General features: G+C 69.8%; 11 protein-coding genes. 5 read left to right on the forward strand and 6 right to left on the reverse strand.

Features of this window, described 5'->3' with window-relative positions; genetic code table 11:
• Positions 1-2: 2 nt before the first annotated feature.
• The 3 genes from DMC64_RS39980 to DMC64_RS39990 all read right to left on the reverse strand — a co-directional run bounded on the left by DMC64_RS39980 (position 3) and on the right by DMC64_RS39990 (position 1844).
• A complete protein-coding gene (locus DMC64_RS39980) occupies positions 3-764 on the reverse strand; it encodes a glucose 1-dehydrogenase (protein WP_073847113.1) in 762 nt (253 codons plus the stop codon).
• 35 nt (positions 765-799) lie between these two features.
• Positions 800-1396, reverse strand: a complete 597-nt coding sequence (locus DMC64_RS39985) for a TetR/AcrR family transcriptional regulator (RefSeq protein WP_125737745.1) — start codon at positions 1394-1396, stop codon at positions 800-802.
• Between the two features lie 79 nt (positions 1397-1475).
• On the reverse strand, positions 1476-1844 hold the full coding sequence (locus tag DMC64_RS39990) for a helix-turn-helix domain-containing protein (RefSeq protein ID WP_125737746.1): 369 nt from the start codon (positions 1842-1844) through the stop codon (positions 1476-1478).
• A gap of 78 nt (positions 1845-1922) precedes the next feature.
• Here DMC64_RS39990 and DMC64_RS39995 point away from each other — a divergent pair, with 78 nt between their 5' ends.
• Entirely contained in the window at positions 1923-2447 is a 525-nt protein-coding gene (locus tag DMC64_RS39995) for a GNAT family N-acetyltransferase (protein ID WP_037344270.1), read from the forward strand.
• On the opposite strand, the gene DMC64_RS40000 is transcribed toward DMC64_RS39995, so the two are convergent.
• Positions 2444-3520 (reverse strand): TetR/AcrR family transcriptional regulator, encoded by a 1077-nt coding sequence (locus tag DMC64_RS40000; RefSeq protein ID WP_125737771.1) that lies wholly within the window; start codon positions 3518-3520, stop codon positions 2444-2446. The two genes, DMC64_RS39995 and DMC64_RS40000, sit on opposite strands and share 4 nt — an antisense overlap.
• Positions 3521-3627: 107 nt before the next feature.
• Here DMC64_RS40000 and DMC64_RS40005 point away from each other — a divergent pair, with 107 nt between their 5' ends.
• Together DMC64_RS40005 and DMC64_RS40010 are read left to right on the forward strand one after the other, a co-directional pair.
• Positions 3628-4818 (forward strand): cytochrome P450, encoded by a 1191-nt coding sequence (locus DMC64_RS40005; RefSeq protein ID WP_125737747.1) that lies wholly within the window; start codon positions 3628-3630, stop codon positions 4816-4818.
• A 26-nt stretch (positions 4819-4844) separates the two neighbouring features.
• Positions 4845-5702, forward strand: a complete 858-nt coding sequence (locus DMC64_RS40010) for an LLM class F420-dependent oxidoreductase (protein WP_125737748.1) — start codon at positions 4845-4847, stop codon at positions 5700-5702.
• Here DMC64_RS40010 and DMC64_RS40015 read toward each other — a convergent pair.
• The gene (locus tag DMC64_RS40015; RefSeq protein WP_125737749.1) at positions 5677-7080 is read right to left on the reverse strand and encodes a serine/threonine-protein kinase; all 1404 of its coding nucleotides are present in this window, start codon (positions 7078-7080) and stop codon (positions 5677-5679) included. The two genes, DMC64_RS40010 and DMC64_RS40015, sit on opposite strands and share 26 nt — an antisense overlap.
• 229 nt (positions 7081-7309) lie before the next feature.
• On the opposite strand from DMC64_RS40015, the gene DMC64_RS40020 reads away from it, so the two are divergent.
• Positions 7310-8002, forward strand: coding sequence for an IclR family transcriptional regulator (locus DMC64_RS40020; RefSeq protein ID WP_125737750.1), 693 nt, complete (start codon positions 7310-7312; stop codon positions 8000-8002).
• A gap of 349 nt (positions 8003-8351) precedes the next feature.
• Entirely contained in the window at positions 8352-9914 is a 1563-nt protein-coding gene (locus tag DMC64_RS40025; protein WP_125737772.1) for an amidase, read from the forward strand.
• A 61-nt stretch (positions 9915-9975) separates the two neighbouring features.
• Here DMC64_RS40025 and DMC64_RS40030 read toward each other — a convergent pair whose 3' ends face one another.
• Positions 9976-10515 carry a TetR/AcrR family transcriptional regulator gene (locus DMC64_RS40030; protein WP_125737751.1) on the reverse strand — a complete coding sequence of 180 codons (540 nt, stop codon included), beginning with the start codon at positions 10513-10515 and terminating at the stop codon, positions 9976-9978.
• Positions 10516-10890 lie beyond the last annotated feature (375 nt).

Here is a 10890-nt window from a genome sequence, read left to right on the forward strand (position 1 = left end):
GTTCACGCGCTGGCGCCGCCGTCGAGGACGATGTCGTGCCCCACGACGTACGCGGACTCGTCGGAAGCCAGCCAGAGGACCGCCGCGGCGATCTCCTCGACCGCGCCGATCCGGCCGAGCGGGATGACCGCGCCGAGCCGGGCGGCGCGGTCGGCCTCGGACTCACCGGGCCGGAACGACATACCGGTGTCGGTGGCGCCGGGACTGACCGCGTTGATCCGGATGCCCTCGGCGATGTGGTCGCGGGCCGCGGTCCGGGTCAGCACGTCCACGGCGGCCTTCGACGCGGCGTACGCGGCCATTCCAGGCAGGCGGTGGTGCGAGCCGACGTTGGACGACATGTTGACGATGGCTCCCCCGCCGCCCTTCCGCATCTGGGCGATCTCGTGCTTCATGGACAGCCAGGTGCCCGTGAGGTTCGTCCGCACGACGGCGTCGAAGCCGTCCTCGTCGAGATCCGCCGTCGGCGCCGGGCTGCCGAGGACACCGGCGTTGTTGAACGCGATGTCGAGTTTGCCGTGCCTCCGCACGGTCTCGGCCACGAGACGCTCGACTTCGGAGCCGACACTCACGTCCGCGGTCACCGCGTCGGCCGTTCCGCCGTCCGCCTCGATCTCCTTCACGGTCTGACGCAGCTTCTCGCCGTCTCGCCCGGAAACGACCACCTGAGCGCCTTCGCGCGCGAAGGCCGCCGCCGTGGCGCGCCCGATGCCGGATCCTCCTCCGGTGACCAGGACGACCTTGCCGTTGAAACGCTTCCCCACAGTAGTTACCACTTTCTGGTCCGATCGTTCCATTATCAGTGTTTGCGAGCGGCTTCGAGAACCGCGATGGCCTGCCTCGCCGCCGCCTTGACCCGCGCCGCGGGGTCCGGCCCCTTGCTCAGCACCCGCATGCCCTGCAGGACGGTGAGCAGGAAGCCGGCCAGCTCTTCCGGGTCGGCGGTGGCGTCGAGTTCGCCCTGCGCCTTCGCGCGGCTCAACGCCATCCGCACCGCCAGTTCGAGCGCGTCCCAGCTGCGCTCGACCACCCGCACGACCTCGGGATCCTTCGGCATCATCTCCATGGCGGCGTTGACCACGAAGCAGCCTTTGCGGCCCGATTCGCCCAGGATTTCGGCGAGATAGCGGTCGATGAGCCGTCGCACTCCCGCCAGCGCGGGCCCTGGCCCCGCGAAGTCCTCGACGAACCGCTCGTTGCCCCGGGCGATGTAGCGATTCAAGGCCGTCAGGTACAGCTCGTGCTTGGTGCCGAAGGTCGCGTACAGGCTCGCCTTGCCGATGCCGAGCTCGGCGACCAGGTCACTGACGGAGGTGGCTTCGTAGCCTTGCCGCCAGAACAGCTCCAGTGCGGCTTCGCAGGCCGCGTCGACGTCGAATTCCTTCACCCGGGACATGACAGGAGCTTAACCACATCTGGACCGGTCGGTCAAATAAGCGAGTCTGCGCTTGGACGGGACGCGTTGCGAAAGCCGCTCAACTACCGGCGTCGTAAGCCGACCGAGCCTCTTCCACCTTCGGCAGGTTCTCCGTCGACCAGTCCGCGAGGGTCGCGAACAGCGGCGCCAGGCTCCGCCCGAGGTCGCTGATCTCGTACTCGACCCGGGGCGGCACCTCGGCGTGATAGGTCCGGGTGATCAGACCGTCGCGTTCCAGTTGCCGCAGCCGTTGCGTCAGCACCTTCGGCGTGATCGTGCCGATGCGCCGCTCGAGTTCGACGAACCGCTGCCTGCCGAACTCGTTGAGCGCCCACAGGATCGGCGTGGTCCAGCGGCTGAAGACGAGGTCGACCACCGGGGCGATCGGGCAGGCCTGTTCGGGTGTGGTCGAGGCGTCGGCGTGCATGACGTCAAGGTACGCGGGTTGCCGAGTTGTCATGATCCGGACACCCCATGACCCCACCTGTGCGCGTAACGTTCTGTTATGGACTTGACCACCGAAAGGCTCGTCGTCCGTGAGTGGTCCGAGGACGACGCCGAAGCCGCGCTGGCGATCTACGGCACCACCGACGTGACCCGTTGGCTCACCCCGGCGATGGACCGGGTGACCGACGCGGCGGCCATGCGTTCGGTTCTGCAGGCCTGGCAGCAGGCGCAGCCGAATCTCGTGCCGCCGCGCGGAAGATGGGCGGTGCAGCGCAAGGAAGACGGCATGGTCGTCGGCGGGCTCGGCATTCATCTGCTGCCACCGTACGAAGAGGACCTGGAGATCAGCTGGCAGCTGCATCCGGACGCCTGGGGCGAGGGTTACGCCTCCGAGGCCGCCCGTGCGCTGATCGGCTGGGCGTTCACCCAGGACACGGACGAACTCTTCGCCGTCGCCCGCCCGAACAACACGCGTGCCATCGCGACCGCGAAACGGCTCGGCATGGTCTGGGTCGGGGAAACCGACAAATACTACGGGCTTCGCCTGCAGGTGTACCGGATCCGCCACACGGACACGGTCTAGGAACTGTCCACACGGGACACTTCACCCGAGACGGCATGCCCCGCGCCGCGGCCATCCGCGATGGCGACGATCCTGCCCCGCTCGACCCGGATCGCGGCCTCGGTCTCGTCGCTGACCGCGAGCACCCCCGCCGCGGCCGCCAGTGTCCCGGTCGCGTCGCACACCACGCGCACGCCCGGCCACGCCGATCCCGGGAAGGCCTGCCGCAGGCCGCCGCACAGTTCCGCGACGATCAGCCGGGTCAGCGGCACCAGCTCGTCGGGATCACTCGTCACGGCGACGACCGTGACCTCGCCGCCCGAGGCGCGGACGGCTTCTTCCGCGGCGGCCAGCCGATGAGTGCCCAGCACGACGACGACGCCGTCGCCGGGCACGAAGGATTCGGCGCGGACGAGGTCGACGGCCCCGGGCGGTGACCACGGCCGGTCGGCGGCCTGCGCCGTGGGCGCGATCACCGGCGGCGCCCACCAGTCGTTGAAGGCCAGCCCCGCCAGCCGTTCGCACGCGCTCACGACGTCGAAGGGCTCGACGAGCCCCGGAGCGGTGGCCGCCAGCTGGCCGGCGCCGTGCAGCGTGGTCAGCACGGTCTCCGCGAGCCGGACCCGGCGCGGGATCGGCGATGCCGCCGTCCGCTCCGGCGGGTCGAGCCGCTCCAGCGCGAGCCCGAGCAGCAGCCCGTTGAGCTTCACCAGCTGAGCGAACGGGCGCCGGACATGCTCGTCCGCGAGCACCTCGGGCATCAGGTCGCGGGCGAGACCGGCCTGATCGTCGTCCAGGGGAAGCACCGCCACCCGAGCCCTGGCCAGCGCGCCCAGTGCACCTTCGAGCGTCTCGCCGGGCACGGAGTGCGGCGCTCCGGCGGATCGTTCGGCCAGCTCGGCGAGGACGGCGAAGTACAGCGCGCGTTTCCCCGGGAAGTTCGAGTAGACCGCCCCTCGGGTGAGTTCCGCCCGTTCGGCGATGACGTCGATCTTGGCGTCGCGGAAGCCCTGCTCCGCGAACTCGTCGCGCGCGGCGGCCAGCACCTTCGCGCGATTGCGCTCCTGCGTCTCCGCCCTGCTCAGCCGGACCATCGGCCTCCCGTCAGCCAGCACGATTGCTCTCGGACCCGGATCAAGATACCTTGACCATTCAGATGATGAGAACATCTGAGTTGAACATCCGAACTGGGAGAGCCGTCTTGTCCGAAGTTCCCGAAATCCTCCTCACCGACCCCGAGGTCCTGCGCGACCCGTTCACCGCCTACGCCCCCGTCCGCGAGCGCTCCCCGATCGCCAAACTCTCCGCACCGGGGTTCTCGATGTGGGCGGTCCTGCGCCACGAAGAGGCGCGGAAGATGCTGAGCGACCCGCGTTTCGTCCTGAGCCCGAACAGCTATCAGCGCATGGACATCCCCGACCACTGCCGCCCGTACATGCGGACGATGCAGGAGGTCGAGGGCCCGGAACACCTCCGGCTCCGGCGGCTGGTCGCCCCCGCGTTCACCCCACGCAAGGCCGCCGCACTCCGCGAGGGGATCGAGCGGCTGGTGGACACCCTCCTCGACGAACTCGCCGGAGAGGACCGGATCGACCTGGTCACCGCGTTCGCGCGCCCGCTGCCGGTGGACGTGATCTGCGCACTGGTCGGCATCCCCGAAGCCGACCGTCCACGTTGGCGCGAATACGGCGCCCTGGTGTCGGCCGGCGACGGGGCGGGGCTCGCGAAAGCGGTCCCCGGGATCGTCGAGGGCGCACTCGCCGCCATCGCGAAGCGGAAGCTCGAACCGGCCGAGGACGTCCTCTCGCAACTGCTCAGGATCCAGGCCGAAGATGGTGACAGGCTGAGCGAAACCGAGCTGGTCGCGCTGGTTTGGCAACTCGTGCTGGGCGGTCAGGTGCCCGGCAATCTCATCGCCAACGCGGTCGAAACCCTGCTTTCCCACCCGGAACAGCTGGCCGAACTCCGTGACGATCCGACGCTCATGCCCGGTGCGGTCGACGAGGTGATGCGCTGGCAGAGCCCGCAGTTGCTGACCCTCCCCCGGTTCGCCACCACGGACGTCCGGATCGGCGACGTCCTCATCCCCGAAGGAGAACCTGTTACCGTCGCGATCGCCGCGGCCAACCGGGACCCGAGGGCGTTCCCCGACCCGGACGTCTTCGACATCCGGCGCGCGGCGGGACCGGCGTGGCATCTCGCCTTCGCCCACGGGCCGCACTTCTGCCTCGGCGCTTCACTGGCCAGGGTTCAGGTCGAGGTCGCACTCACCGCCCTGCTGCGCAGGTTCCCCGATCTCGCGCTCGCCGACGGGCTCCTGCGGATCCCGGACCCGGGCACCTGGCGGCTGAACGCCCTGCCGGTCACGTTGCATGCCACGGTTGCAAACTGAAACACGTTCTAATAACGTGACCGCCTGTGAGACACGGGATCGTGCTGTTCACCAGTGACCGGGGCATCAGTCCGGCGGCGGCCGCGCGGGCGGCCGAAGCCGTCGGCTTCGACGCCTTCCACGTGCCCGAACACACGCATATCCCGGTCAAACGGGAGGCTCCGCATCCGCGTACCGGCGACTCGTCACTCCCCGACGACCGCTACCTGCGCACGCTGGACCCGTGGGTCGCCCTGGCCACGGCGGCCTCGGTGACCACGCGGATCCGGCTCGCGACGGCGGTGGCCCTCCCGGTCGAGAGCGATCCGATCACGCTGGCGAAGACCATCGCCAGCCTCGATCACCTCTCGGCCGGGCGGGTCACGCTCGGCGTCGGCTTCGGCTGGAACGTCGACGAACTGGCCGATCACGGCGTCCCCGGCGGTAAACGGCGGACGGTCCTGCGCGAGTACCTGGAAGCGATGCGCGCGCTCTGGACGCAGGACGAAGCCTCGTACGCGGGCGAGTTCGTCTCGTTCGGCGCCAGCTGGGCGTGGCCGAAACCGGCCCAAGCGCATATCCCGGTGATCGTCGGTGCCGGCGCGACGGAGAAGACGTTCCGCTGGATCGCGAAATCCGCCGACGGGTGGCTCACCACACCCGGCGACACGGACATCGAGGACAAAGCGCGGCGGCTGCGCGAAATCTGGCGCGAAGAGGGCCGCGCCGGGGAGCCGGAGATCTCGGCGCTCGGTGTCCGCCCGGATCCGGAGAAACTGGCCGCGCTGGAAGCGGCCGGGGTCACCGAGACGATCTTCGGTCTCCCGGACCGCTCCCCCGAGGAGGTCGAGGCCTGGCTTCAGCGCCTCGCCGGGAAACTCAACCTGCCCGCTGGGAATCGATGAGGTAGCGGCCGTCCTTCTGGACCAGGGTGAAGGTCTCCCGCCCCGTCGTGGTCCCGCCCGACGCCTTCACGTAAGTGAGCGTCGCCGTCACCGTGGTGCCGGATTCGGACACGTTCGACACGGTCACCGAGCTGTACTGCCGCCAGTAGTTGGAGTACCGCTCGAAGCTCTGGTTCCTGGTCTGCTTGAAGTTGTCGCTCAGCGTCGCGAACCCCGCCTGGAGATTCCCCGGGATGAGGGAGTAGTAGGCCGCGAGCGCCTGCCCCGGCGTCTGCGCGGGCGGCGGTGCGGCCGAGGAGGACGAGGACGGAGGCGGCGTCGAAGGCGGCGCCGAGGACGGCGAAGGCGGCGGCGCGACCGGCTCCGAAGTGGTCGGGGCCGCGGACTGCGACTGGGAAGCCGGCGGCGGGGCCTGACCCGTCGAGGCGTCGTCGTCGCGGTTGAGCACCACGACCACGGCCGCCGCGGCGGCCGCCGCGAGCACGAGGAACACCGCGAGCACGCCGATCAGCATTCCCTTGCGCGCCTTCGGCGGCGGCTCCTCCGCGACGAGCGTCGTCGGCTCCCCCGCCGCGAGCGCGCGCAGCTCCCGCTCGGTCTCGGACATCGTCGGCCTGCTGTCCGGCCGGACGTCGAGCAGCCGGTTCAGCAGCGGTGTCAGGATCCCGGACCTGGTCGGCGGGGTGATCTCACCGCTCGACGCGCGGTACAGCAAGGCGATCGGGTTCTCGGCCGTGCCGTACGGCGTGCCGCCTTCGAGCGCGGTGTACAGCGTCGCGCCGAGCGAGAAGACGTCGGAAGCGGACGTCGCGTCCTCGCCGCGCGCCACCTCGGGCGCCAGGAACGCCGGCGTCCCGGAGATCTCGCCGGTCGCGGTGAGCTGGACGTCGCCCATCGCCCGCGAGATCCCGAAGTCGGTGATCTTGACGGTGTCGTCGTCACCCAGCAGGACGTTGCCGGGCTTGATGTCGCGGTGGACGATGCCCGCCCGGTGCGCGGCCGCCAGCGCCGAGCAGAGCTGGATGCCGAGACGGATGACGTCGTCGACCTCCATCGGCCCCTCGCGCAGCTTCTCCGCGAGGCTGGTGGAGGGCAGGTACTCCATGATGATCCACGGCCGGTCCTGCTCGTCGATCACACCGAAGACGGTGATGGCGTGCGGATGCACCAGCCGGGCGGCGATCCTGGCCTCGCGCAGCGCGCGGTTCTTGGCCTCGTCGGCCTTCTGCTCCCCCGCGCCGTGCGGCAGAAGGAGTTCCTTGACCGCGACCGTGCGCTCCAGGTTCTCGTCGCGCGCCCGCCACACGGTGCCCATCGAGCCACCGCCGACGGGCTCGATGAGATCGAACCGATCGGCGAGGCGGCGGATCTCCTCCATTATCGACGTCCCCCTGGAGCTGTGGTGTTCGCGCGAACCTTGCCAGCATGCCAGGAACGCGCCGGGACGCCGGACCCGGCAGGGTGGTTCGCGGCGCGGTGTCGGTCACGTCGGCGAATGGGCCGTTCAGCGGAACCTCGCCCCATCGGCTGCCCGGAAGTTCGTATCCCGGCAGGCCCGAGGCGCACTTTACTTCTCCGGTGTGGCCTGTTCACGGGAAAGGGCGGCGATGCGGGAGACCATTGGCGGACGCGGCGTGCTCGAAGGCGCGTTCACGTTGCTCGAAGCACTCGACGAGCACGGCGGGCAGGCCGGGCTGACCCAGCTCGTGCGGACCACCGGGCTCCCGAAGACCACCGTGCACCGGCTCCTGGAGCAGCTGGCCGACTTGGGCGCGGTCGAACGGGCGGGCCGCGGCTACCGGATCGGTTCGCGGGTGTTCCGGCTCGGGCGGCGCTGGCAGCCCGAACTCCGGGACCTGGCCAAGGAATGGCTGCCGGTGCTTTCGGCGCGGATGCGCGCGAGCCTGGTGCTCGTGGTGCCGAGGGAAGGACGCGCGCTCGTCGCGGCCGGGGCGGTCCTCCCCGCCGACGACGTCCCCGTGTGGCCGGGCAGCCCGCTGCCGCCCGGGACCGCCGCCGGCCGGCTCCTCGCCGCCCATCACCCGGCACTCGCCGAACCGGACACCGACGCGCTGGAGATCCGCGCGACCGGGTTCGCGGCGGAGTCCGAGACGATCGCCGAGGGACTCGGCTGCGCCGCCGTCGCCGTCCGGACCCCGGACGGGCGGGTCGGCGCGGCACTCGCCGCGGTCCTGCCCGTCCACCGCGACCCGGTTTCCGCGGTCACCGCGCTGGCGAGCAGCGCCCGCTCCTTCGGCGCCGCGCTCGCCGAAAGCTCCGGGCGAAACCGCGCCGGATGATCGGCGAAGCCCGAACAATCCCCGACCAACGCGGCAAGCGGGCGACGGCCTGAATACGGGCGGAATATTTCCGACGAAATCCCGGAAATCGCCTCACCGTGTGTCCGCGACCGGTGCCGCCCCGTGCAGAAATCGAAGAAATCCGCCCGCCACAAGCCGTTTCCGTGACCGAGCGCCTACCGGACGAGGCGTTCGCGCGGCGATTAAATCACCATCCGTCGCTTTTTACGGGCACTTCCGAAACGGAGCGGCGCACGTACTGTTCAGGAATTCTTTCGACCAAGGAGGGAATTCCTTGACAAGACATTCCTTGAAAAGACGTGGCGCGGCCGTGGCGGCGTTCCTCGTCATGGTGTCCGTGGCGTCCGCCACCACGGCCGTCCCGGCGTGGGCCGCGGAACGGTCCGGCCGTCCCGTCGTGGCCGGGATCGACCTGGAGCGGGCGACGATCCCCGACCTGCAGCGGGCGATGCGCTCCGGACGGCTGTCCTCGGTCGAGCTGACCGCCTTCTATCTGCAGCGGATCCGCAAGCTGAACCCGACGCTGCACGCGGTGCTCTCCACGAATCCGGACGCGCTGCGGCTCGCCGCGGAGAGTGACGTGCGACGGTACCGGCACCGGTCGAAGGGCCCCATGGACGGCATCCCGGTGCTGCTCAAGGACAACATCGACACCGCGGACCGGCAGCCGACCACCGCGGGCTCGACGGCGCTGCTGGAGTCGCGCCCCTACCGTGACGCCGGCGTGGTCGAGAACCTGCGCGAGGCCGGGGCGGTCATCCTCGGCAAGGCCAATCTTTCGGAGTGGTCGAGTTACCGCTCCACCAGTTCGTCGAACGGCTGGAGCCCGCTCGCCGGCCAGACCGCGAACCCCTACGTCCTCGACCGCAACCCGTGCGGTTCGTCGTCCGGCCCGGGGGTCGCCGTCGCGGCACACCTCGCGACCGTCGCCGTCGGGACCGAAACGGACGGTTCGATCAGCTGCCCGTCCGGCGCCAACGGCATCGTGGGGGTCAAGCCGAGCCTCGGGCTCGTCAGCCGCAGCGGGATCGTGCCGGTGTCGAAGCAGCAGGACACCGCGGGCCCGATGGCGCGCAACGTGGTGGACGCCGCGATCCTGCTCGCGGCCCTCAACGGCGCCGACCGCCGCGACCCGATCACCGTCGACGCCGCGAAGCAGTCCCTCGACGACTACACGAAGTTCCTGCGCCCCAACGCTTTGCGCGGGAAGCGGATCGGCGTCTGGCGCGAGGTCTACACCCCGGACGACACGACGAAGGCGGCGTTCGAGCAGGCGCTGACCAGGCTGCGGAAGCTCGGCGCGACCACGGTCGAGATCACCATCCCTTACCTGGACGTCATCGCGGCCAACGAGTTCCCCGCGATCAGGACCGAGTTCAAACACGACATCAACGCTTACCTCGCCTCCACCGGCGGCAAGCATCCCGCCGATCTGGCGGGGCTGATCCAGTACAACCTGGACCACGCGGCGGTCGAAATGCCGTACTGGACCCACAATCTCTGGGACCGCTCGCAGGCGACCACCGGCGATCTGAACGATCCGGCGTACCGCGCGATGCGGGAAGCCGCGACGAGCGCCGCCCGGCGGGGCCTCGACGAGACACTGCGCGGCGCGAAACTCGACGCGATCGTCGCGCCGACGAACAACGCCGCGTGGAAGACGCAACTCGGCGTCGGCGACGGCGCGCTGCTGATCGACTCGTCCGGCCCGGCGGCCGTTTCGGGCTACGCCAACATGACCGTTCCGATGGCGTACGCCGGGCCGTTGCCACTGGGCCTGTCGATCATGGGCGGGCGGTTCAGCGAACCGTCCTTGCTGGCCATCGCGTACGCCTTCGAACAGGACACGAAGGTCCGGCGGTTGCCGACGTACATCCCGTCGATCGGCTGAGTGCGGGTTCGCGAGTGATCCGGGTCGTCGGAACGGCCCGGATCACTCACGACGTCCCCGGCTAATGGACCAGGAGCCCCAGACTGCGCTCGGCCTCCGCCACGGCGGAATCGCGCTCGACGTGACCGTCGATCACGAGCGTGGCGAGCCCGTGGAGCAGGCACCAGAGCGTGACGGCGAAACCGCCCGGATCGTTCCGCTCCCCCACCCGCTCGGCGAGCAGCGCACAGGTCTGCCGGTGCGCCTCCGCCAGTTCCGGATACGCGGCGCGGTCACCGATCCCGGCGCCCGCCATCAAGCGGTACAACGCGGGATTCTCCAGGGCGAAGCCGAGGTACGAGTGCCCGAGCGCGGTCACCGTCCCGGCGCCGCAACCCTGCAAACACGCCTGCAACTCGGTATGCCCTTCCAGCGCGACCGCCACCAGCAGCGCGTCCTTGTCGCGGAAATGCCGATACGGCGCCGCGGTGGACGCACCCACTTTCGCGACCGCGGCGCGCAGACTCACCCCCTCCGGACCTCGTTCGACGAGGAGCTCCCGCGCGGCGAGGACAAGCGCACGACGGAGATCCCCGTGGTGATAGGCACGTTTGTTGATCATGGCGGACCCCCCAGCCCTTGATGCCACGTGAACGCCTCACCTTAACGGGTGCGCGCGCCACAACCGGCGGGAACGCGAAGGATGCCTTCACGGACGGGGCACCCAGGCGTGGCGTGAGCGAAGGCGTGACTCACGTGATCCGGGACGTGACTCGCGTGACTGGAGACCGCACTCGCGTGGTGAGGGATAAGTCAAAGGTGGCGTGTTGTGCCGCCTGAAGTCCGGTTTCGCGTGGGGTCGTGAGTGGCAAAGAGGGTTAGAACGACCTGTCTGAGTTCAGGACATGTCGGACAGTTGATGTTTCAGGACCTCACGGACACTGATCGGCCTGTCAGTGTGGTGACCAGGGTGTTCGTGGTGATCATGCGACGATGG

The sequence above is a fragment of the Amycolatopsis sp. WAC 04197 genome, from assembly GCF_003947475.1.
Taxonomy (GTDB): Bacteria; Actinomycetota; Actinomycetes; order Mycobacteriales; family Pseudonocardiaceae; genus Amycolatopsis; species Amycolatopsis japonica.